This is a genomic window from Massilia oculi (assembly GCF_017582745.1).
In the GTDB taxonomy this organism is placed as follows: domain Bacteria; phylum Pseudomonadota; class Gammaproteobacteria; order Burkholderiales; family Burkholderiaceae_D; genus Telluria; species Telluria oculi_A.
Map to the genome: position 1 here is coordinate 93,330 of NZ_JAFVIM010000018.1, position 22,424 is coordinate 115,753.

21 protein-coding genes are annotated in these 22,424 nt (G+C 63.3%); 8 read left to right on the forward strand and 13 right to left on the reverse strand.

Annotation, left to right across the window (positions count from 1 at the left end; genetic code table 11):
• Positions 1 to 7: 7 nt before the first annotated feature.
• Complete coding sequence (gene prpC / locus J3U95_RS19560; RefSeq protein WP_208280332.1) at positions 8 to 1,168, reverse strand: bifunctional 2-methylcitrate synthase/citrate synthase; 1,161 nt, start codon at positions 1,166 to 1,168, stop codon at positions 8 to 10.
• 15 nt (positions 1,169 to 1,183) lie between these two features.
• Positions 1,184 to 2,074, reverse strand: a complete 891-nt coding sequence (gene prpB / locus J3U95_RS19565) for a methylisocitrate lyase (protein ID WP_208280333.1) — start codon at positions 2,072 to 2,074, stop codon at positions 1,184 to 1,186.
• Between the two features lie 271 nt (positions 2,075 to 2,345).
• Here prpB and J3U95_RS19570 point away from each other — a divergent pair, with 271 nt between their 5' ends.
• The 3 genes from J3U95_RS19570 (at position 2,346) to J3U95_RS19580 (ending at position 4,058) form a co-directional block, all read left to right on the forward strand.
• The gene (locus J3U95_RS19570; protein WP_123071318.1) at positions 2,346 to 2,648 is read left to right on the forward strand and encodes an ArsR/SmtB family transcription factor; all 303 of its coding nucleotides are present in this window, start codon (positions 2,346 to 2,348) and stop codon (positions 2,646 to 2,648) included.
• Between the two features lie 64 nt (positions 2,649 to 2,712).
• Positions 2,713 to 3,702 (forward strand): zinc-dependent alcohol dehydrogenase family protein, encoded by a 990-nt coding sequence (locus tag J3U95_RS19575; RefSeq protein WP_208280334.1) that lies wholly within the window; start codon positions 2,713 to 2,715, stop codon positions 3,700 to 3,702.
• A 29-nt stretch (positions 3,703 to 3,731) separates the two neighbouring features.
• Positions 3,732 to 4,058, forward strand: coding sequence for an antibiotic biosynthesis monooxygenase family protein (locus tag J3U95_RS19580; protein WP_208280335.1), 327 nt, complete (start codon positions 3,732 to 3,734; stop codon positions 4,056 to 4,058).
• Positions 4,059 to 4,074: 16 nt separating this feature from the next.
• On the opposite strand, the gene J3U95_RS19585 is transcribed toward J3U95_RS19580, so the two are convergent.
• The 3 genes from J3U95_RS19585 to J3U95_RS19595 all read right to left on the reverse strand — a co-directional run bounded on the left by J3U95_RS19585 (position 4,075) and on the right by J3U95_RS19595 (position 7,152).
• A complete protein-coding gene (locus tag J3U95_RS19585; RefSeq protein WP_208280336.1) occupies positions 4,075 to 5,043 on the reverse strand; it encodes an IS1595 family transposase in 969 nt (322 codons plus the stop codon).
• Positions 5,044 to 5,185: 142 nt separating this feature from the next.
• On the reverse strand, positions 5,186 to 6,844 hold the full coding sequence (locus J3U95_RS19590) for a cation acetate symporter (protein WP_208280337.1): 1,659 nt from the start codon (positions 6,842 to 6,844) through the stop codon (positions 5,186 to 5,188).
• Positions 6,844 to 7,152, reverse strand: coding sequence for a DUF485 domain-containing protein (locus J3U95_RS19595; RefSeq protein ID WP_071363558.1), 309 nt, complete (start codon positions 7,150 to 7,152; stop codon positions 6,844 to 6,846). Before J3U95_RS19595 ends, J3U95_RS19590 begins: the two co-directional genes overlap by 1 nt.
• Positions 7,153 to 7,316: 164 nt before the next feature.
• On the opposite strand from J3U95_RS19595, the gene prpR reads away from it, so the two are divergent.
• The 3 genes from prpR (at position 7,317) to J3U95_RS19610 (ending at position 11,635) form a co-directional block, all read left to right on the forward strand.
• The gene (gene prpR, locus J3U95_RS19600) at positions 7,317 to 8,921 is read left to right on the forward strand and encodes a propionate catabolism operon regulatory protein PrpR (protein ID WP_208280338.1); all 1,605 of its coding nucleotides are present in this window, start codon (positions 7,317 to 7,319) and stop codon (positions 8,919 to 8,921) included.
• A 156-nt stretch (positions 8,922 to 9,077) separates the two neighbouring features.
• Entirely contained in the window at positions 9,078 to 10,457 is a 1,380-nt protein-coding gene (locus tag J3U95_RS19605) for a pyridoxal-phosphate dependent enzyme (RefSeq protein WP_208280339.1), read from the forward strand.
• On the forward strand, positions 10,454 to 11,635 hold the full coding sequence (locus tag J3U95_RS19610) for a trans-sulfuration enzyme family protein (RefSeq protein ID WP_229519960.1): 1,182 nt from the start codon (positions 10,454 to 10,456) through the stop codon (positions 11,633 to 11,635). The genes J3U95_RS19605 and J3U95_RS19610 overlap by 4 nt, the downstream gene beginning before the upstream one ends.
• Before the next feature lie 7 nt (positions 11,636 to 11,642).
• Here J3U95_RS19610 and J3U95_RS19615 read toward each other — a convergent pair whose 3' ends face one another.
• The 4 genes from J3U95_RS19615 to clpS all read right to left on the reverse strand — a co-directional run bounded on the left by J3U95_RS19615 (position 11,643) and on the right by clpS (position 16,566).
• A complete protein-coding gene (locus J3U95_RS19615) occupies positions 11,643 to 13,238 on the reverse strand; it encodes a methyl-accepting chemotaxis protein (protein WP_208280340.1) in 1,596 nt (531 codons plus the stop codon).
• Between the two features lie 150 nt (positions 13,239 to 13,388).
• Positions 13,389 to 13,703, reverse strand: coding sequence for a helix-turn-helix domain-containing protein (locus J3U95_RS19620; RefSeq protein WP_208280341.1), 315 nt, complete (start codon positions 13,701 to 13,703; stop codon positions 13,389 to 13,391).
• 263 nt (positions 13,704 to 13,966) lie between these two features.
• Positions 13,967 to 16,267 carry an ATP-dependent Clp protease ATP-binding subunit ClpA gene (clpA, locus tag J3U95_RS19625; RefSeq protein WP_071363564.1) on the reverse strand — a complete coding sequence of 767 codons (2,301 nt, stop codon included), beginning with the start codon at positions 16,265 to 16,267 and terminating at the stop codon, positions 13,967 to 13,969.
• Positions 16,264 to 16,566, reverse strand: coding sequence for an ATP-dependent Clp protease adapter ClpS (gene clpS / locus J3U95_RS19630; RefSeq protein WP_020653505.1), 303 nt, complete (start codon positions 16,564 to 16,566; stop codon positions 16,264 to 16,266). The genes clpA and clpS overlap by 4 nt, the downstream gene beginning before the upstream one ends.
• 318 nt (positions 16,567 to 16,884) lie before the next feature.
• Here clpS and cspE point away from each other — a divergent pair, with 318 nt between their 5' ends.
• A complete protein-coding gene (cspE, locus tag J3U95_RS19635; RefSeq protein ID WP_005669258.1) occupies positions 16,885 to 17,088 on the forward strand; it encodes a transcription antiterminator/RNA stability regulator CspE in 204 nt (67 codons plus the stop codon).
• Positions 17,089 to 17,154: 66 nt separating this feature from the next.
• On the opposite strand, the gene J3U95_RS19640 is transcribed toward cspE, so the two are convergent.
• Both J3U95_RS19640 and icd read right to left on the reverse strand, forming a co-directional pair.
• On the reverse strand, positions 17,155 to 17,460 hold the full coding sequence (locus tag J3U95_RS19640) for a hypothetical protein (RefSeq protein ID WP_208280342.1): 306 nt from the start codon (positions 17,458 to 17,460) through the stop codon (positions 17,155 to 17,157).
• A 34-nt stretch (positions 17,461 to 17,494) separates the two neighbouring features.
• Positions 17,495 to 18,748, reverse strand: coding sequence for an NADP-dependent isocitrate dehydrogenase (gene icd, locus J3U95_RS19645; RefSeq protein ID WP_208280343.1), 1,254 nt, complete (start codon positions 18,746 to 18,748; stop codon positions 17,495 to 17,497).
• Positions 18,749 to 18,876: 128 nt separating this feature from the next.
• On the opposite strand from icd, the gene J3U95_RS19650 reads away from it, so the two are divergent.
• A complete protein-coding gene (locus tag J3U95_RS19650) occupies positions 18,877 to 19,422 on the forward strand; it encodes a pseudouridine synthase (protein ID WP_208280344.1) in 546 nt (181 codons plus the stop codon).
• Between the two features lie 50 nt (positions 19,423 to 19,472).
• Here J3U95_RS19650 and J3U95_RS19655 read toward each other — a convergent pair whose 3' ends face one another.
• Both J3U95_RS19655 and rpsT read right to left on the reverse strand, forming a co-directional pair.
• A complete protein-coding gene (locus J3U95_RS19655) occupies positions 19,473 to 21,704 on the reverse strand; it encodes an NADP-dependent isocitrate dehydrogenase (RefSeq protein WP_208280345.1) in 2,232 nt (743 codons plus the stop codon).
• A gap of 374 nt (positions 21,705 to 22,078) precedes the next feature.
• A complete protein-coding gene (rpsT, locus tag J3U95_RS19660; protein ID WP_005669248.1) occupies positions 22,079 to 22,345 on the reverse strand; it encodes a 30S ribosomal protein S20 in 267 nt (88 codons plus the stop codon).
• Between the last annotated feature and the right edge of the window lie 79 nt (positions 22,346 to 22,424).

Genomic DNA, 22,424 nt, shown 5'->3' on the forward strand with positions numbered 1-22,424 from the left:
AATGCTCTTATTTGCGCTCGGCCAGCGGCACGAATTGTAGGTCTTCCGGACCGACGTAGTTCGCGCTCGGGCGGATGATCTTGTTGTCGATGCGCTGCTCGATCACGTGGGCGGCCCAGCCCGAGGTGCGCGAGATGACGAACAGCGGCGTGAACATGGCGGTCGGCACGCCCATCATGTGGTACGACACGGCCGAGAACCAGTCCAGGTTCGGGAACATCTTTTTCACTTCCCACATCACCGACTCCAGGCGCTCGGCGATGTCGAACATCTTCATCGAGCCGGCCTCGGAAGACAGCAAGCGCGCCACTTCCTTGATCACCTTGTTGCGCGGGTCCGAGATCGTGTACACCGGATGGCCGAAGCCGATCACGACTTCCTTGTTGGCCACGCGGTTGCGGATGTCGGCCTCGGCTTCGTCGGCGTTCTCATAACGCTTCTGGATGTCGAGCGCCACTTCGTTGGCGCCGCCGTGCTTCGGACCGCGCAGCGCGCCGATGGCGCCGGTGATGGCCGAGTGCATGTCGGAACCGGTGCCGGCGATCACGCGCGCGGTGAAGGTCGAGGCATTGAATTCGTGCTCGGCGTACAGGATCAGCGAGGTGTGCATCGCCTGCACCCAGGATGCGCTCGGCTTGAAGCCGTGCAGCAGGTGCAGGAAGTGACCGCCGATCGAATCGTCGTCGGTTTCCACTTCGATGCGCTTCCCGTTATGGCTGTAGTGGTACCAGTACAGCAGCATCGAGCCGAACGAGGCCATCAGGCGATCGGCGATGTCGCGCGCGCCGGCGAGATTGTGGTCATCCTTCTCGGGCAAGGTGCAGCCCAGCACCGACACGCCGGTACGCATCACGTCCATCGGATGGGCGCCGGCCGGCACTGCCTCGAGCGCGCTCTTCACGGCGGCAGGCAGCCCGCGCAGCGACTTCAGCTTGGCTTTATAACCGCGCAGCTCGGCCTCATTCGGCAGCTTGCCGTGCACCAGCAGGTAGGCGATTTCCTCGAATTCGCAGGCACCGGCCACGTCCAGGATGTCGTAGCCGCGGTAGTGCAGGTCATTGCCCGATTTGCCGACCGAGCACAACGCGGTATTGCCGGCGGCGACGCCGGACAGGGCCACGGATTTCTTCGGTTTGAAGGTCGGGGTCTCGTTGTTGGTGTTGCTCATGTCCTGGTCTCCTGATTACTTGGCTTTATTCTGGGCAAACAGCGCGTCGAGCTTCTGTTCGTAGCTATGGTAGTCGATGCGGTCGTACAGTTCGGCGCGCGTCTGCATGGTGTCGAGCACGTTCTGCTGGGTGCCGTCGCGGCGGATCGCGTTGTACACGTTCTCGGCCGCCTTGTTCATCGCGCGGAAGGCCGACAGCGGATACAGCACCAGGCCGACGCCGGCGCCCTTCAATTCGTCGACGGTGAACAGCGGCGTGGAACCGAATTCGGTGATATTGGCCAGCACCGGCACCTTGACCGCGTCGGCGAACTGTTTATACATCTCCAGGCTCGTAATGGCTTCGGGGAAGATCATGTCGGCGCCGGCTTCCACGCACGCCACGGCGCGCTCGATGGCGGCGTCCAGCCCTTCCACGGCCAGCGCATCGGTGCGCGCCATGATCACGAACTCGTCGTACGGACGGGCATCGGCCGCCGCCTTGATGCGGTCGACCATCTCGTCCTTGCTGACGATTTCCTTGCCCGGACGGTGGCCGCAGCGCTTGGCGCCGACCTGGTCTTCGATGTGGCAGGCGGCGGCGCCGGCCTTGGCCAAAGTGCGCACGGTGCGCGCGACGTTGAAGGCCGAGGCGCCGAAGCCGGTGTCGACGTCGACCAGCAGCGGCAGGTCGCACACGTCGGTGATGCGGCGCACGTCGATCAGGACGTCGTCCAGGTTCGAGATGCCGAGATCCGGCAAGCCCAGCGAACCCGCCGCCACCCCGCCGCCCGACAGGTAGATCGCCTTGAAGCCGGCACGCTTGGCCAGTAGGGCGTGGTTGGCATTGATCGCGCCGACCACTTGCAATGGGGATTCTTCCTGCATTGCCTTGCGGAATGCGGCGCCGGCGGAGAGCTTGGTCATGCGGTGTCCTTTCAGATGCGGTTGATGTCGGGTTTGATATTGCAAACCGCGTGCCAGCCCCGATCATCATCGCTATTTAGCGGCATTTTTTCATTGTATTCAAACACTTAGTTCGTATTTCCGCGCGCGACCACCGGGTACTGCCGGCGCCGCATCGTTTCACACTGAAACGACGGGATGCAACGCGTGAAACAATTACGTCCAGCTTAAACGCCACTGCGATCGAAGCAAGCCGCTTGACATATCGGGATATCCCGATATACTGGAATCCATGGAACTGCTCGATATCTTCAAAGCCCTCTCGAACCGCACACGCCTGGACATATTGAAAGGCTTGAAGGATCCCGAGAATCATTTCCCTCCGCAGGATGAGGGCGATGTGCACACGGTTGGCGTCTGTGTCAGCAGCATCCAGGAAGGTGTCGGCTTGTCACAGTCGACCGTGTCCGATTATCTCGCAACGCTGCAAAGAGCCGGCCTGGTGGAAGTCAGGCGCATTGGCCAGTGGACGTACTACAAGCGCAATGAGGCAGCCATCAGTGCGCTCGCCGAGATCATTGGCAAAGAGCTGTAAATTTTTTTACCACTATATATCGATAATTCCCGATATCCCTTTTTAACGAAACGAGGAAATAATCATGAAAGCTCAAGTGCTCACATCTTTTGGCGGCCCGGAATCGTTCGAACTGCGCGACGTGCCGAAACCGGTGCCGCAAGCCGGCCAGGTGCTGGTCCGCGTGCAAGCGACCTCCATCAATCCCCTGGACTATCAGGTGCGCCGCGGCGACTACGCCGACCTGGTGCCGCTGCCGGGCATCACCGGCCACGACGTCTCGGGCGTGGTCGAGGAAGTCGGTCCAGGCGTGACGGCGTTCGCGCCGGGCGACGAAGTCTGGTACACCCCGCAAATCTTCGACGGCCCCGGCAGCTATGCCGAATACCATGTCGCCAACGAGAGCATCGTCGGCAGGAAGCCCGCTTCGCTGACCCATCTCGAGGCCGCCAGCCTGACCCTCGTCGGCGGCACCGTCTGGGAAGCCCTCGCCGTGCGTGCGCAGCTGAAAGCCGGTGAAAACATCCTGATCCACGGCGGCGCGGGCGGCGTGGGCCACGTCGTGATCCAGGTCGCCAAGGCAATGGGCGCCCGCGTGTTCACCACGGTGAAGGAAGAGAATTTCGAGTTCGCACGCTCCCTGGGCGCCGACGTGGTCATCGATTACACGAAAGAGGACTATGTTGAGGCCATCCAGCGCGAGACCGGCGGCCACGGCGTCGACGTGGTGTTCGACACCATCGGCGGCGACACGCTGACCCGCAGTCCGGACGTGCTGGCGCAACTCGGTCGGGTGGTCTCGATCGTGGACATCGCGATACCGCAGAACCTGATCCAGGCCTGGGGCAAGAACGCGAGCTACCACTTCGTCTTCACCCGCCAGAACCGCGGCAAGCTCGACGAACTGAGCGCCCTGATCGAGCGCGGCCAGCTGAAACCCCACGTCGGCGCCGTCTACTCGCTGGCCGACATCCCGCTTGCCCATGCGCGGCTGGAAAGCCGAGACAACGGCCTCAGGGGGAAGATCGCAATCGCGGTGGGGCCGCTGGCCGATCGCACGAGCGCGCAAGCCTGAGCCGGTTGATTCACTTCGAAAGGAACATCATGGTTTACGAAATCGCCACCCTGCTCGTCCGGCCTGAACACACCGACGCGTTCAGACATGCATTCGCCGACGTCGCTCATCTGCTGACCCGCGCGAACGGATATCGCGGCCATTTGCTGGCGCCCGGGATCGAGTTGCCGCAACAGTTCACGCTCATCGTGCGCTGGCAGACACTGGAAGATCACACCCCGCGCTTCGAAACGAGCGACGACCACCAGCTGTTCATGGCGGGCTTGCAGGACTATCTCGCGGGCGAACCCGTCGTCCGCCACATCGAAGGTGCGGCCTTCAGCATCGGGCCGTGGGACGCGACGTTCAGTAAGTAAAAAGGCGCTGTCATCGTTATCTGTTGATGACTCCGAATGCAATACGCAGCAATTGCTCGACAGAAGTGACCCGCCCGCCATCGAGCGCCCAGTGCCAGCCCAGGTAGTTGGGCAACCAGCGTGACGCCACGCCATGGAAGCGCGCCAGCCATTCCTTGAAGCGCCGATGGTAGGCGTTCACGTTTTGTACATGGATGGCGCCTTCGACGCCATCGCGGACCCGTTCGCCGGCGCTGAGATTGACTGCCTGATGGGCGATGCCATGGGCACGGGCAAAGGCGGGGTAGGCGGCGTTTGCGTCGGTGACCAGCAGCGCTTGAAGATCGAGTTTCGGCAGCAGATGCTTGACCAGTTGGGCCACCTTCAAGGCGCCGCGGCCGGTGACGGCGTCGATGGTCTGGCCGCTGCGGTCGCGCGCCACCAGGATGCAGTCGAGATGATGGGAAATGCCGCGCAGAGCAGCCCTGCCACCACGCTTGCGCGGCTGGCGATCGAGCTTGCGTGACCCCTTCTGCGATTCGAGCAGGAACGTTTCGTCGGCCTCGACGATGCCGACCAGGCGCTCGGGTCGGTCGTCCTTGACCCGGTCGAGAAAGCGATGACGCCAGCGAAACGTGGTGTTCGGGTGTACGCCGACACGCTTGGCCGCAGACCGGACCGTGCGGGAATCGAGCACCGTGTCCAGATAATCGAGCCACTTGCCCTTGTGCCTGAGCCGTGCCAGCGGCGTGCCGGTCAGGTCGTTGAAGGTGCGGCCGCACGCACAGCAGCGAAAGCGTTGCAGGTCGTTGGCCTGGCCATGGCGGTGGCAGCGCTCGCAGGCGCAATCCGGGCAGCGGCGCCGCTTTGACCGGATCTCGCCAATCAGGGCGACCACCCGGTCGAGCCCGGCTGCCGGATGCAGGGCGGCGAGCACCTGCTGGCGCTGAGGCTGGTTCAGCAACGCCAGCTGGGCGAACAACTCCTCAAACTTCGGCGCTTGCATGGCGGGCTCCCGATCGATGGCGACCGGGATTGGACCGCAGGATCAGCCCAGCAGTTCAATGCTCATCCATATTTAACGATGACAGCGCCAATAAAAAAGGGCGGCCCTCACAGGCCGCCCCTTTTGGATACTCAACGACGGTTTAGTGCGCCGACGCACCCGCCGCACCGATACCGGTCTCGGCGCGCACTTCCTGCGCCTCGAAGCCGGCGCGGTCGATGCGGGCGCGCGGGCCCTTGTCGGTGATCGAGAAGATCCAGATGCCGAAGAAGCCGACCGCCATCGAGAAGATCGCCGGCGAGGCGTACGGGAAGATCGCGGCGCTGTTGCCCAGCACGTCGACCCACACCGATTTCGACAGCAGGGTCAGCACGACCGCGGTCGCCAGGCCCAGGAAGCCGCCCACGGTGGCGCCGCGGGTGGTGCAGTCTTTCCACAGCACCGACATGAACAGCACCGGGAAGTTGGCCGAAGCGGCGATCGCGAAGGCCAGCGACACCATGAAGGCGACGTTCTGCTTTTCGAAGGCGATACCCAGCAGCACCGCGATGATGCCGAGGCAGATAGTCGTGATCTTCGACACTTTCAGTTCGTTGGCGCTGGTTGCCTGGCCCTTCTTGAACACGGTGGCGTACAGGTCGTGCGAGACCGCCGAGGCTCCCGACAGGGTCAGGCCAGCCACCACCGCCAGGATGGTCGCGAAGGCCACGGCCGAGATGAAGCCCAGGAAGACGTCGCCGCCCACGGCTTGCGCCAGGTGGACCGCCGCCATATTGTTACCGCCCAGCAGTGCACCGGCTGCATCCTTGAAGGCCGGGTTAGTGCCGACCAGCACGATCGCGCCGAAACCGATGATGAAGGTCAGGATGTAGAAGTAGCCGATCCAGGTGGTTGCCCACAGCACCGATTTACGTGCTTCCTTGGCGCTCGGGACGGTGAAGAAGCGCATCAGGATGTGCGGCAGGCCGGCGGTGCCGAACATCAGCGCCATGCCGAAGGAAATCGCGGAAATCGGATCCTTGATGAAGCTGCCCGGGCCCATGATCGCCTCGCCCTTGGCGTGCAGCTCGGTGGCGCTCTGGAACAGCTGGGTCGGGCTGAAGTTGTACTGTGCCAGCACCGAGAACGCCATGAACGAGGCGCCCGACAGCAGCAGCACGGCCTTGATGATCTGCACCCAGGTGGTGGCGGTCATGCCGCCGAACAGCACATAGACCATCATCAGGATGCCGACCAGCACCACCGCGATCCAGTAGTCCAGGCCGAACAGCAGCTTGATCAGCTGGCCGGCGCCGACCATCTGCGCGATCAGGTAGAAGGCCACCACGACCAGGGTGCCGGAGGCCGCGAACACGCGGATCGGCTTCTGGGCGAAGCGGTAGGAGGCGACGTCGGCGAAGGTGAAGCGGCCCAGGTTGCGCAGGCGCTCGGCCATCAGGAAGGTGATGACGGGCCAGCCGACCAGGAAGCCGATCGCATAGATCAGGCCATCGAAGCCATCCAGGAACACGGCGGCGGAAATACCCAGGAAGGAGGCGGCCGACATGAAGTCGCCCGCGATCGCGAGACCGTTCTGGAAGCCGGTGATGCCGCCGCCGGCGGTATAGAAGTCGGATGCCGACCGGGTCTTGGCGGCAGCCCATTTGGTGATGTACAGGGTGCCCAGCACGAACACGCCGAACATGATGATGGCGGTCCAGTTGGTGGCTTGCTTGACGCCCTGGCCGAGGTCGGGGGCGGCCTGGGCGATGCCGGCGGCAGCCAGCAGGGCGAGAGCGGCTGCGGTGTGGAAGCGTTTCATCAGGCACCCACTTTCGCTTTGATGGCGTCGCTCAGCTCGTCGTAGTCGCGATTGGCGCGGCGCACGTAGATGCCGGTGATGACGACGGTGAACACGATGACGAACAGGCCCAGGGGAATGCCCCAGGTCATGACGCCTTCACCGATGCGGGAACCCATGAACTCCTTGTTGAAGGCGACCAGCAGCGTGAAGCCGTAGTACACGATCATCATGGCCCAGGTCAGCGTCCAGCCGAACTTGGAACGGGTCTCTTTGAGCTTGAGGTAATTCGGGTCGCTCTTGACCCTTTGTACGACGTCTTGATCCAATTTTGTCTCCTGATTTTTCTGGTGTTGCCTTTGCGGCTGAGACCCATCCTACGGGCGGCCCCTTACCGGATTCTTACGGCATGGAAGTAATTGACCGCTCGTTCGCTTACGCCGCGGCGTTTCAAATTGAAACTTCACGCTGAAAAATGCACTAAACTTGAAACATGAATTCGCCCCGCTCCCCGCTCGATGCCGGCGACAAGCCCGTCATCTGGACCGTCTCCGTCTCGCGCCTGTCCGACCTGTTCCGCGATATCACCGTCGAATACGACCACCTAGCTTTGATCGAACCGCTGCATCTTGGTTTTGACGAGGCTGCGAAACATATCCGCGAGCGCCTGGCTACTGAACACTGTGACGTGGTTATCGCGGCCGGCTCGAATGCCGCTTGGCTCAAGGGCCGCGTGTCGGTGCCGGTGGTGGCGGCCAAGGCCAGCGGCTTCGACGTGCTGAAGGCGCTGGCGCGGGCGCGGCGCGTCTCGAACCGCATCGGCGTCATCAGCTACCAGGCGCCGTTGCCGGAACTGGGCGACTTCGCCGCCACCTTCGGCCTCGACCTGGCCCAGCGCACCTATGTCACGCGCGAGGATGCGCGCGCCGCGGTGCACGAGCTGAAGGCCGAAGGCATCAAGGTCATCGTCGGCGCCGGCCTGATCACCGACCTGGCCGAGGAAGCTGGCCTGACCGGCGTGTTCCTGTATTCGGCAGCCTCGATCCGCCAGGCCTTCGACGATGCGCTGGAGCTGGCGCGCCTGACCCGGCTCGAGGCCGGCCGTGGACGGCGCAAGCCCAATGAACAACGCGCGCGGCGCGGCATGAACGACTTGCGCGGCGACTCGCCCGCGATGGAGCGCCTGCGCCAGACCGTGGTGCTGTACGCGCGCTCGCCCAGCACGGTATTGATCGAGGGCGAGACCGGCAGCGGCAAGGAACTGGTGGCCCAGGCGATCCACCGCGAGAGCCCGCGCCGCGGCGCCAATCGCCCCTTCGTGGCGGTGAACTGCGGCGCGATCGCCGAGTCGCTGCTGGAGTCGGAACTGTTCGGCCACGAGGAAGGCGCGTTCACCGGCGCGCGCCGCGGCGGCCACGCCGGCCTGTTCGAGGCCGCCAACGGCGGCACCCTGTTCCTGGACGAGATCGGTGAAATGCCCCTGGCCCTGCAGACCCGCCTGCTGCGCGTGCTGGAAGAACGCGAGGTGATGCGGGTCGGCGGCACCCGGCCGGTGCCGATCGATGTGCGTGTGATCAGCGCCACCCACTGCGACCTCGAAGCACGGGTGCGCGACGGGCGTTTTCGGGCCGACCTGTTCTATCGGCTGGCGGTGCTGCGCCTGGCACTGCCGCCGCTGCGCGCGCGGACGCAGGACATCGCGCCGCTGGCCGAGTGGTCGTTGAAACAGGCGCTGGCCGCGCTCGACGCACGCCCGCATCCGAACCTGGCGGCCGAGATCACCGCTTGCGCACCACTGCTTGCTTCCTATGCGTGGCCGGGCAATGTGCGCGAGCTGCGCAACCTGATGGAGCGGGTGGCGCTGTTCCTGGCGGCCGAGCCGCTGCAGGCGCTCACGCCGGCCTTCATGCTGTCGGTGGCGCCGGAACTGGGGCGGCAAGCGGCGCCGGCGGTCGACGTATTGCCCACGCCCGGCTCGGCGCGCGAATCGACGGCGGCCGTGCTGGCCCGCTTCGGCGGACAGCGTGATCTTGCCGCGCAGCATCTAGGCATCAGCCGCACCACCCTGTGGCGCCGTATCAAGGCCGAGGGCTCTTAACAAAACTTTAAGCTGATCCAAAGCAGCGCTCGACAAAAACTCGTATCATGAATCTTTAAAGTGCTGGCGCCTACCCGCGCCAGTTCGTCGTAGCACGTCGGCCCGCCGCGGACTCTTGCGCTACCCGCGCCGGCTGGTCGGCTTAACGGAGGCAATATGCAACATGCGTCGCAAGCTGCACTGTTTTCGCTGATCGGCGATACCCCGCTGGTTGAAGTCACCCGGATCGATACCGGTCCCTGCCAGCTGTTCCTCAAGCTCGAATCGCAGAACCCGGGCGGCTCCATCAAGGACCGCATCGGCAAGACCATGATCGAGCAGGCCGAGCACGACGGCCTGCTGCAGCCCGGCGGCACCGTGATCGAGGCCACGGCCGGCAATACCGGCCTGGGCCTGGCGCTGGTGGCGCGCATCAAGGGCTACCGCGTGGTGCTCGTCGTTCCCGATAAAATGGCGGCCGAGAAAGTCCTGCACCTGAAGGCGCTCGGCGCCGAGATCCACCTGACCCGCTCCGACGTCGGCAAGGGCCATCCCGAGTATTACCAGGACTACGCCGCGCGCCTGGCGAAAGAGATCCCCGGCGCCTGGTTCGCCGACCAGTTCAACAATCCGGCCAATCCGCGCGCCCACGAAACGACGACCGGCCCCGAGATCTGGGACCAGACCAACCACAAGCTCGACGCCATCGTGGTCGGCGTCGGCTCATCCGGCACCCTCACCGGCCTGTCGCGCTATTTCAAGAAGACCCAGCCCCTGCTCGAATTCGTCCTGGCCGATCCGAAAGGCTCGATCCTGGCCGAGTACGTCGAGACCGGCCACGTCTCGCAACACGCGGGCTCGTGGGCGGTCGAGGGCATCGGCGAGGATTTCATCCCCGGCATCGCCGACCTGTCGCGCGTAAAAACCGCCTATACCATCAGCGACGAAGAGAGTTTCTCCACCGCGCGCCTGCTGCTGCAGCGCGAAGGCATCCTGGCGGGCTCCTCCACCGGCACCCTGCTGGCCGCTGCACTGCGCTATTGCCGCGAACAGACCCGACCCAAGCGCGTGGTCACCTTCGTGTGCGACACCGGCACGCGCTACTTGAGCAAGGTATATAGCGACGGCTGGATGGTCGACCAGGGCCTGATCACGCGGCCGAAAACGGGCGACCTGCGCGACCTGATCGGCCGCCGCCACGACCTGGGTGAAGTCATCACGCTCTCGCCCGACGACACCCTGCTCACCGCCTTCAACCGCATGCGCTCGAGCGACCTGCAGCAGCTGCCGGTGGTCGACGCCGGCAACCGGCTGCTGGGCCTGATCGACGAATCCGACCTGTTGCACCAGGTGACGCAAGATACCGCGCGCTTCAATGCGCCGGTGTCCGGCACCATGACGTCCGAACTGCAAACCCTGCATCCGGCGGCGAGCATGGGCCAGCTGCGCGAGATCCTCGACCGCGGCCTGACCGCCGTCATTGCCGACGGGCCGACCTTCTACGGCCTGATCACGCGCTACGACCTGCTCAACCATCTGCGAAGGACCCTGTCTTGACTCATCCAATCGAATTCAAGCGCCACCTGGCTACCCGCGTCATCCACGGCGGCCAGGCGCCCGAACCGGCCACCGGCGCCGTGATGCCGCCCATCTTCGCCACCTCGACCTTCCGGCAAGAGAGCCCCGGCGTGCACAAGGGCCTCGACTACGGCCGCTCGCACAACCCGACGCGCTGGGCGCTCGAGCGCTGCGTGGCCGACATCGAGGGCGGCCGCGCCGCGTTCGCCTTCGCTTCCGGCTTGGCCGCGATCGCGGCGGTGCTCGAGCTGCTACCCAGCGGCTCGCACATCGTGGCCGGCGACGATATGTACGGCGGCACATACCGTCTGTTCGAGCGCGTGCGCCGCGACAGCGCCGGCCTGTCGTTCAGCTACGTCGACCTGTCCGACCCTGACGCGCTGGCCGCCGCCATCAAGCCCGAAACGCGCATGGTGTGGGTCGAGACCCCGACCAACCCGATGCTCAAGCTGGCCGACCTGACGGCGATCGCCGGCGTCTGCCACGCGCGCGGCATCATCAGCGTGTGCGACAACACCTTCGCCAGCCCGATCAACCAGCGTCCGCTGGAACACGGCTTCGACATCGTGGTGCACTCCACCACCAAGTACATGAACGGCCACTCGGACGTGATCGGCGGCGTGGCCGTGGTCGGCGCCGGCGACGCCCAGACCGGCCTGGCCGAGAAGCTCGGCTTCATCCAGAATGCCGTGGGCGCCATCCAGGGCCCGTTCGACAGCTTCCTGGTGCTGCGCGGGATCAAGACCCTGGCCCTGCGCGTCGAGCGCAGCAACGCCAACGCCCTGCTGCTGGCCAGCTGGCTCGAGCAGCAGCCGCAAGTGCGCAAAGTGTACTACCCGGGCCTGGAATCGCATCCCCAGCACGCGCTGGCGCGCCACCAGATGCACGGCTACGGCGGCATCGTGTCGATCGACCTCGACACCGACATCGCCGGCGCGCGCCGCTTCCTGGAGGCCTGCGAAGTGTTCACCCTGGCCGAGAGCCTGGGCGGCGTGGAAAGCCTGATCGAGCATCCCGCCCTGATGACCCACGCCACCATTCCACCGGAGCAGCGCGCCGAGCTGGGGATCGGCGATGGGCTGATTCGCCTGTCGGTGGGCATCGAGCACATCGACGACCAGCGTGAGGATCTGCGCCGCGCATTGGCGGCGATCTGAAGGTCGATCAAGCCGCTTCGAGCAGGCGCTGATGCGGCTGCTCCGGCGCGGCGAGCGCGCTGCGCAATTTGAACGTCGCCACCAGCGCCGACAACTCCGCCGCCTGCTGGCGCATCGAGGCCGCCGCCGCCGCGGCTTCTTCCACCATCGCCGCGTTCTGCTGGGTCGACATGTCGATCTCGGCGATCGACTTGCTGACCAGGGTGACGCCATCGGCCTGGCCCGCGCTGGCGGTGTGGATCTGGCCGAGGATGCCGGCCACTTCGTGCACGTGCTGCAGCATCGCGCGCATGGTCGATCCGGCCGATTCGGCCATGCCGGTGCCGGCCTCGATCTCGCTCGACGACTCCTGGACCAGCTTCTTGATTTCCTTGGCCGCCCCGGCCGAGTGCTGGGCCAGGTTGCGCACCTCGCTGGCCACCACGGCAAAGCCGCGGCCTTCGCTGCCGGCGCGCGCCGCTTCTACCGCCGCGTTCAGCGCCAGGATATTGGTCTGGAAGGCGATGCTGTCGATCATGCCGGTGATGTCGACGATGCGCGCGGCCGAAGCCTTGATCGCTTCCATACGCGCCACCAGTTGCTCGACCGCCCTTGCGCCTTCGGTCGCGACGCCGGACGCGGTCTGGGCCAGCGCATTGGCATTCTTCGCATTGGTGTTGTTGCTGGCGATCGCCTCGCTCAGTTCATCCATTGCGCTCACGGTCTGGCGCAGCGCATCGGCCTGGCGCTCGGTACGGGTCGACAGGTCCTGGTTGCCTTCGGCGATCTCGTTCGAGGCCGAATCGATCGCCTGTGCGCCGACCAGCACCTGCGACACGGTATTCGAGACGCCGTGGGTCATGCCGTTGAGGGCGTCGAACAGGCGGCCGATTTCGTCGCTGCGCTGGTGGCTGATGGTCGGCCGCAGGTCGCCGTGGGCCACCTGCTCGGCCAGCATCGCGGCCTGCCGCAGCGGCACCACCAGGTTGCGGCTCAAGGCCCAGGCCAGGCCGACGCCGACCAGCAGCGCCGCGCCGCCCAGGCCCAGCAGCAGGATCTTGCTGAAGCTCGACGACGCGGTCGTTTCGTCGGCCAGGCGGTGCGCCTCGCTGCTCTCGTAGGCGAGCAAGGCTTCGAAGGCGCCGACCTTGGCCTTGTAGCCCGGTTCCCATTTCTTGGTCAGGATCTCCTCGACCAGGCCGGTCTGGCCCAGGTCCTTGGCCTTGAACAGCGCTTCCTGCACCGTGCCGAGCGCGGCCTTGTGACGGGCCGCGTCCTGCAGCATCGCGCGCTCGCGTTCCGACACCGGCAACTTGGCCAGCTTGGCCTCGATGGCGGCGATGTTCTTGCGGCCTTCGGCCAGCTCGGCCTGGAAGTAGTCGGCCAGTTCCAGGCTGTCGCTGCGCGCGATCGAGACCGTGCGCGAGCCATTCAGGCGTTCGATGCCGAGCAGGTCGGATACCAGCTGCTGCTTGGCCAGCTTGTCGTCGACCAGGTTGGAGGTGATGACATCCGCCGCGTGCATGCGCCATACCGCGACGGCGGCGATGATCACGATGACGAGGGAGAGGATGCCGAAGGCGCCGATGAGCTTGGCGGAGGTGTTGAGCTGTGCGAGTCGCATGGGTAGTCCGTGATGAGGTGGGGCAACGATGCGTGCATTTTAGAAATGTTATATGACACAGTCATGAACTTACATTTCAAGAATTGCCATAAGCCTTTGCAAACCTTATTGCACTTCGATCAATATAGTTATCAGGAATGCCAGCCGCAGTCACAGCGCCGCGATTTCTTCGATCAACTGGGGGTTGCGATCGATCAGGCTCAAGAGAATGGCGGCCTGCGCGTTTGGCTTCGCCGTACCTTGCTCCCAATTCTTGATGGTTTGCGGATTGGTACGTAACTTGCGCGCGAAGACCGGCTGCGATACACGCAGCTTTTCCCGCACCGCTCTTACCCTTGCCGCGTCCATGACAGGCGGCGCCTTGATTTCCACTTCGGACGTTTTGAGCGTAACTTTTCCTTGCCGTGCACCTTCCAGTGCGTCGAACCCTTCCATTAGCTCAGAAAAAAAATCTCTTTTGGCCATTGATGCTCCTTGCAGCGATAACGCTTTCTACCGTCACCCGAAAAACGAAGGTCGGCAAGCGGCTTTCTTCCAAGTGTACCCAAGTTGGTGATATTTGAGTGGAGTTTCTACACTCCGGCCTTGGCTCCCCGATCGTCATCGTGCTAATTCCGACAAATCACATAATCGCAGCGAAAAGTAAAAAAGCCCGCTGCACATCCGTGCGCGGGCTTTCTTGAATGAGACGACTGTCGGCCGCCTCAATCTGGCCTAATCGATCGCGATTACTCGATCTCGACCGTCTCGGCCGGCGCCGGTGGCGGCAGTGCGTCGCCCTCCGGGAACTCGAGGACCACGTCGTCCTTCTCGTTCAGGTCGACCGTCACGCGGCCGCCGTTGACCAGGCGGCCGAACAGCAGCTCGTCGGCCAGCGCCTTGCGGATCATGTCCTGGATCAGGCGCGACATCGGACGCGCGCCCATCGCCGGGTCGAAGCCCTTCTGGCCGAGGAACTTGCGCAGCTTCTCGGTGAACACCGCTTCGACCTTCTTCTCGTGCAGCTGCTCTTCGAGCTGCATCAGGAACTTGTCGACGACGCGCAGGATGATGTCCTCGTCCAGCGCGCGGAAGCTGATGATCGCGTCCAGGCGGTTACGGAACTCCGGCGTGAACATGCGCTTGATGTCGGCCATCTCGTCGCCGGTCGCGCGCGAATCCACGAAGCCCAGCGAACGCTTGGTCAGGCTTTCGGCGCCCGCATTGGTGGTCATGATGATGATCACGTTGCGGAAGTCCGCCTTGCGGCCGTTGTTGTCGGTCAGGGTACCATGGTCCATCACCTGCAACAGGATGTTGAAGATGTCCGGATGGGCCTTCTCGATCTCGTCCAGCAGCAGCACGGTGTGCGGCTTCTTGGTGATCGCCTCGGTCAGCAGGCCGCCCTGGTCGAAGCCGACATAGCCCGGCGGCGCGCCGATCAGGCGCGACACGGCGTGACGCTCCATGTACTCGGACATGTCGAAGCGTACCAGCTCGATGCCCAGGATGAAGGCCAGCTGCTTCGCCACCTCGGTCTTGCCGACGCCGGTCGGACCGGAGAACAGGAAGGAGCCGATCGGCTTGTCGGTCTTGCCCAGGCCCGCGCGCGCCATCTTGATCGCGGCCGACAGCGCCTCGATCGCAGGGTCTTGCCCGAACACGACGTTGCGCAGGTCGCGGTCGATCGTCTGCAGCTTGCTGCGGTCGTCCTGGTTGACCGTTTGCGGGGGAATCCGCGCGATCTTCGCGATGATGTCCTCGATCTCGGTCTTGCCGATGGTTTTCTTCTGCTTCGACTTCGGCAGGATGCGCTGGGCCGCGCCGGCTTCGTCGATCACGTCGATCGCCTTGTCCGGCAAATGACGGTCGTTGATGAAGCGGGCCGCCAGTTCGGCCGCGGTCGACAGCGCCGACGCCGAGTATTTCACGCCATGGTGCTCCTCGAAGCGCGACTTGAGGCCGCGCAGGATCGCCACGGTCTGCTCGACCGACGGTTCGTTGACGTCGACTTTCTGGAACCGGCGCGAGAGCGCATGGTCTTTCTCGAACACGCCGCGGAATTCGGTGAACGTGGTCGCGCCGATGCACTTGAGCTGGCCATTTGCCAGTGCCGGCTTGAGCAGGTTCGATGCGTCGAGCGTGCCGCCCGAGGCCGAGCCGGCGCCGATGATCGTGTGGATCTCGTCGATGAACAGGATGCCGTTCGGGGTGTCCTTGATCTGCTTGAGCACGGCCTTCAGGCGTTGCTCGAAATCGCCGCGGTACTTGGTGCCGGCCAGCAGCGCGCCCATGTCGAGCGAGAACACGACGGCGTTCTGCAGGATCTCGGGCACGTCCTCTTGCACGATGCGCCAGGCCAGGCCTTCGGCGATCGCGGTTTTACCGACGCCAGCCTCGCCCACCAGCAGCGGGTTGTTCTTGCGGCGGCGGCACAGGATCTGGATCACGCGGTCGACTTCTTCCTCGCGTCCGATCAGCGGATCGATCTTGCCGTCGGCGGCCGCCTTGTTCAGGTTCTGGGTGAACTGGTCGAGCGGCGATTCCTTCGCCTGGCCTTCGACCTGCGCTTCTTCCACGCCTTCGGACGCCTTCTGGGTGTCCATCTGCTGGTCCTTGCGCACGCCATGCGAGATGAAGTTGACGACGTCCAGGCGCGTCACGCCCTGCTGGTGCAGGTAGTAGACGGCGTGCGAATCCTTCTCGCCGAAGATCGCGACCAGCACATTCGCGCCGGTGACTTCTTTCTTGCCGTTCGAGGCCGACTGCACGTGCATGATGGCGCGCTGGATCACGCGTTGGAAACCGAGCGTCGGCTGGGTGTCGACCTCGCCCGTGCCTGGCACGGTCGGGGTGTTATCACCGATAAAATTAGTCAAGGTCTTGCGCAGGTCTTCGATATTGACCGCGCACGCACGCAGGACTTCGGCGGCCGATGGATTATCGAGGAGCGCGAGCAGCAGGTGTTCCACGGTGATGAATTCGTGGCGTGCCTGGCGTGCCTCGACAAAGGCCATGTGTAGGGATACTTCAAGTTCCTGCGCAATCATACTTCCTCCATCACGCACTGCAGGGGGTGCCCGGCCTTGCGCGCATGCGTTAAGACAAACTCCACTTTGGTACACGCTATATCTTTGGAAAACACCCCACACACACCCTTACCATGACGGTGAACAGAGAGCATGATCTGGGTTGCGGTTTCGCGATCCTTGTTGAAGTACTCCTGGATCACGGCGACCACGAACTCCATCGGCGTGTAGTCATCGTTCAGTAGCGCCACCTGGTACAGCGGAGGCGGTTTGACGGTCTGCCGCTCAAGCAGTTGTTCAGTATCGTGCTTCGTTGCCATGGGGTTATTCTAATACTTCCGAGGTTGGTGCCAAGCGTAAACATCAGCTCGTTTTCTGGTGCTTCCATCTTACGCGTTTTCGGATATTTGCGCAGATGGCGTTCCGATTGAGGAAATCAAGAGCACCGATGAGTTGGCGCGGAAATATTTGGCAATAGGCACGCAAACGCGCTTGACTTCAGTGATTATTCCACCAACAATGCAGTTATTGACATTGTACTTATGTACTTGTTGATAAGAAGTGAGCAGGCTGAGGAGGGGGCAAGAAGCTTCTTGCTTTTATGGCTCGTGTGATTTGTTAAATTTGAAAGTTCTTTTATGGCAACTGGTACTGTTAAGTGGTTCAATGATTCCAAAGGTTTTGGCTTCATCACTCCTGATGACGGCGGCGAGGATCTGTTTGCTCACTTCTCCGCGATCAACATGAACGGTTTTAAGACCCTCAAAGAAGGTCAAAAAGTCCAATTCGAAGTCACGCAAGGCCCTAAAGGCAAGCAAGCTTCCAACATCCAGGGTCTGTAATCTCTCCCCTCCCGGAAGCGAAGAACCCCGCGCATGCGGGGTTTTTTTTCGTCCTTTTTTTGACCATCAACCAGGCGCATCTCCGTGCGTCCAGCCGCTCTCCCGTACGAATGCCTCCGCGTCGGCGAGAATCGCATTCAGCTGATCGTCGTCAATCGAATCGGGCATGGCTTGCGCGCTGTTGCGCTGGAGCGCATCCAGCGCCTCGTCGTAACGGCGCACCAGCGACGCCGCACGTTCGGCCAGGTCGGGCGCCAGTTCAGCGGTCGCGGCTGCCGCGCGCAATCGTTCCGGATCGGCGTGCCGCTGAAAGGCATAGATAAAACGTCCGATTCTCTCGTATCTGGCTTGCGTGATCGATTCTTCGCTCACAGTCCCTCCTTATGCGAATTGAATGAAATGACGCCTACATGTTTTCGATCATGGCCTCGCCGAATCCCGAACACGACACCTGGGTCGCCCCTTCCATCAGGCGCGCGAAATCGTAGGTCACCGTCTTCGCGGCGATCGCCCGGCCCATCGCCGAGATAATCAGGTCGGCCGCCTCGCTCCAGCCCATGTGGCGCAACATCATCTCGGCCGACAGGATCAGCGAACCCGGATTCACATAATCCTTGCCCGCGTATTTCGGCGCCGTGCCGTGGGTCGCTTCGAACATCGCGACCGAATCGGACATATTCGCTCCCGGCGCGATGCCGATGCCGCCGACCTGGGCAGCCAGCGCGTCCGAGATATAGTCGCCATTCAGGTTCAGCGTGGCGATCACGCTGTACTCCGCCGGACGCAGCAGGATCTGCTGCAGGAAGGCGTCGGCGATCGAATCCTTGATCATGATGTCGCGCCCGGTCTTCGGATTCTTCACCTTGCACCACGGGCCGCCGTCGAACAGTTCAGCGCCGAATTCCTTCTGCGCCAGCGCGTAGCCCCAGTCGCGGAACGCGCCTTCGGTGTACTTCATGATATTGCCCTTGTGGACCAGGGTCACCGAAGGCTTGTCATGGTCAATCGCGTACTGGATCGCCTTGCGCACCAGGCGCTCGGTCCCTTCGCGCGAGACCGGCTTGATGCCCAGCCCCGAGGTGTCCGGAAAGCGGATCTTGTTCACGCCCATTTCCTCGGAAAGGAAAGCGATCAGTTTCTTCGCGCCTTCGGAGCCGGCTTCCCACTCGATGCCGGCATAGATGTCTTCGGAGTTCTCGCGGAAGATGACCATATCGGTCTTTTCCGGCTGCTTGAGCGGCGACGGCACGCCGGCAAAGTAGCGCACTGGACGCAGGCAGACATACAGGTCGAGTTCCTGGCGCAGCGCGACGTTGAGCGAACGGATGCCGCCGCCCACCGGCGTCGTCAGAGGGCCCTTGATCGAGACCACGTAGTCCTTCAGCACGGCGAGCGTCTCGTCCGGCAGCCAGGTATCCGCACCGTAGCGTTGCGTCGCCTTCTCTCCGGCGAAGATTTCCATCCAGCTGATCTTGCGCGCGCCGCCGTAGGCCTTGTCGACCGCCGCGTCGACCACCTTGACCATGACCGGCGTGATGTCCACGCCGGTGCCATCGCCCTCGATATAGGGAATGACCGGGTTGTCCGGGACGTTCAGGGTAGAGTCGGCGTTGACGGTGATCTTCCGGCCAGCGGCCGGGACGGTGATATGCTGGACCATCCATTCCTCCATTAGGGCGGCGGCCGGCGGCGCGAACTCGCTTACAATGACGCCCGGCCTGCCGCCACGAGACATCGGCGTGCCCTGCATTATGCCTCAGCTATCCTCATCCGTTCACACGCTATCCCATGCCCCTGATTCTCTTTAACAAGCCATTCCAGGTCCTGTGCCAGTTCTCGCCGCAGGAGGGCCGCGAGTCGCTGGCCGATTATCTCGATATTCCAGGCATCTACCCCGCCGGCCGGCTGGACGCCGACAGCGAGGGCCTGATGCTGCTGACCGACGACGGCAAGCTGCAGCACAAGATCGCCCACCCCGACCACAAGGAAGCCAAGACCTATCTGGTGCAGGTGGATGGCGTGCCGGACGCCGCCGCGCTGGCGCGCCTGCAGGCGCCGCTCGACCTGGGCGACTTCACTACCCGCCCATGCCGCGCGGTGCGCATCGCCGAGCCCGAATGGCTGTGGCCGCGCAATCCGCCGATCCGCGCGCGCCAGGACAAGCCGACCGCGTGGATCGCGATCACGCTCGAAGAGGGAAAGAACCGGCAGGTGCGGCGGATGACGGCGGCGGTGGGCTTCCCCACCCTGCGCCTGGTGCGAAGCAGTATCGGGCCGTTCTCGCTGGCGACGCATCCATTGATGCCAGGTGAATATACCGAGGTAAGAATATAAAAAAACCCGCCGACCTCACGGTACGGCGGGTTTTTTATTGACGCTCCAGATTACGCCAGCGATTGCAGCGCAGCGTTGAAGGTCGCGCTCGGACGCATCACGGCGCCGACCTTGGCTTCGTCCAGCTTGTAGTAGCCGCCGATGTCGGCCGGCTTGCCCTGCACTTCCAGCAGTTCGGCGACGATCTTGGCTTCGCCCTCGCCCAGCTGCTTGGCCAGCGGCGCGAACTTGGCGGCCAGTTCGGCATCCTCGGTCTGCGCGGCCAGCTCTTGCGCCCAGTACATCGACAGGTAGAACTGGCTGCCGCGGTTGTCGAGCTCGCCGGTCTTCGGCGATGGCGACTTGCGGTTGTCCAGCAGCTTGCCGGTGGCCGAATCCAGGGTCTTGGCCAGCACCTTGGCCTTGTTGTTGCCGGTCTTGATGCCGAGGTCTTCCAGCGAGACGGCCAGGGCCAGGAACTCGCCCAGCGAATCCCAGCGCAGGTGGTTTTCTTCGACCAGCTGCTGCACGTGCTTCGGCGCGGAGCCGCCGGCGCCGGTTTCGTACATGCCGCCACCCGCCATCAGCGGCACGATCGACAGCATCTTGGCGGACGTGCCCAGTTCCATGATCGGGAACAGGTCGGTCAGGTAGTCGCGCAGGATGTTGCCGGTCACCGAGATGGTGTCCAGGCCGCGCTTGACGCGCTCCAGGGTGTAGCGCATCGCGCGCACCTGCGACATGATCTGGATGTCCAGGCCGCTGGTGTCGTGATCCTTCAGGTAGAGCTTGACCTTCTTGATCAGCTCATTCTCGTGCGGACGGTACGGGTCGAGCCAGAATACGGCCGGCATGCCCGAGTTGCGCGCGCGGGTCACGGCCAGCTTGACCCAGTCGCGGATCGGCGCGTCCTTGACCTGGCACATGCGCCAGATGTCGCCCTGCTCGACGTTTTGGCTCATCAGCACTTCGCCGGTGGCGAGGTCGGTGATGTTGGCCACGCCGTCTTCGGTGATTTCGAAGGTCTTGTCGTGCGAGCCGTATTCTTCGGCTTGCTGGGCCATCAGGCCGACGTTCGGCACGGTGCCCATGGTCTTCGGATCGAAGGCGCCATGCCATTTGCAGAAGTTGATGATCTCCTGGTAGATGCGGGCGAAGGTGCTTTCCGGGATGACGGCCTTGACTTCCTTCAGGCGGCCATCGGCGCCGTACATCTTGCCGCCGGCGCGGATCATCGCAGGCATCGACGCGTCGACGATCACGTCGTTCGGCGAGTGGAAGTTGGTGATGCCCTTGGCCGAGTCGACCATGGCCAGCTCAGGACGGTGTTCCTGGCAGGCGTGCAGGTCGCGGATGATTTCCTCGCGCTGCGACGACGGCAGGTCGGCGATCTTGTTGTACAGGTCGGCCATGCCGTTGTTGACGTTGATGCCGAGGCTGTCGAACAGCGCGCCGTGCTTGGCGAAGGCATCCTTGTAGAACATGCGCACGCAGTGGCCGAACACGATCGGGTGCGAGACCTTCATCATGGTCGCCTTGACGTGCAGCGAGAACAGCATGCCGGTCTGGTGCGCGTCTTCGATCTGGGCTTCGTAGAAGTCCAGCAGGGCCTTGCGGCTCATGAACATCGAATCGATGATCTCGCCGGCCTGCAGGGCGACCTTCGGTTTCAGGACGATGGTCTGGCCGCTCTTGGTGACCAGTTCCATCTTGACTTCGCGCGCCGCGTCGAGGGTCATCGACTTCTCGCCGTGGTAGAAGTCGCCATGGGTCATGTGCGAGACGTGGGTACGCGACGCCTGCGACCATGGGGCCATCGAGTGCGGGTTCTTGCGCGCGTATTCCTTGACGGCGCGCGGTGCGCGGCGGTCCGAGTTACCTTCGCGCAGGACCGGGTTCACGGCCGAGCCGATGCACTTGCCGTACTTGGCCTTGATGGTTTTTTCTTCGTCGGTCTTCGGATCGGCCGGGTAGTCGGGGATGTTGTAGCCCTTGTCCTGCAGTTCCTTGATCGCGGTGGTCAGCTGGGTGACCGAGGCGCTGATGTTCGGCAGCTTGATGATATTGGCTTCCGGCGTGAGCGTCTTCTTGCCCAGTTCGGCCAGCGCGTCGGGCACGCGCTGTTCCGGAGTCAGGTTCTCCGGGAAGGCGGCCAGGATACGGGCTGCGACCGAGATGTCGCTGGCCTCGACCGTGATGCCGGCCGGCTTGGTGAAGGTGCTGACCACAGGCAGGAAGGCGTGGGTCGCCAGCAGCGGCGCCTCGTCGGTCAGGGTGTAGATGATGGTCTGATCACTGCTCATGCACATTTTCCTCGGTAGTCGCGAACGCTGTCGCGAGTATAAAACTGACAATTGGCCACAGGCCAAGACCGTGGCGCACCGCACTGATGCCGGACATTCTACCCCTCCCGACTCCGGGATGGCAGATCGCAAAGGAGTGATCAGATCACCCTGCGGCGTCGCGGTCAGCGCCGAAGTCTTCTATAAGACATAAGACGCGCCATATTATGCCCGAGCTTTGCACGGCTTACCAGTTTTTAAGCGTTCGACAACCCCTGGCCTGGAAAATGAAGCGCCAAGCAAAAAAACCCGCCAGGACCGAAGTCGGGCGGGTCTTTCCAACTGCACAGAACTTTGCCGTCGCGGCCCTATAGGGCCGCGTCGCACGCGGGCTATTAAGCCGACAGTGCTTTCAGGGCTGCAGCCAGGCGGCTCTTGTGGCGCGCTGCCTTGTTCTTGTGGATGATCTTCTTGTCAGCGATGCTGTCGATCTTCGACACGGATTGCTGGAAGATGGTGGTCGCGGCAGCCTTGTCGCCAGCCTGGATGGCTTTGCGGACGGCCTTGATTGCGGTGCGCAGGGTCGAACGCTGCGACGAGTTGTGTGCGTTTTGCTTAACTGCTTGACGAGCGCGTTTGCGCGCTTGTGCGGTATTTGCCATGGAATTTCCTAAATCGGGGTCAAGTTGCGTTTGCAAACATTAGCGACTGTCAAACCGGCGCATGCGTGCCTGCCCAACG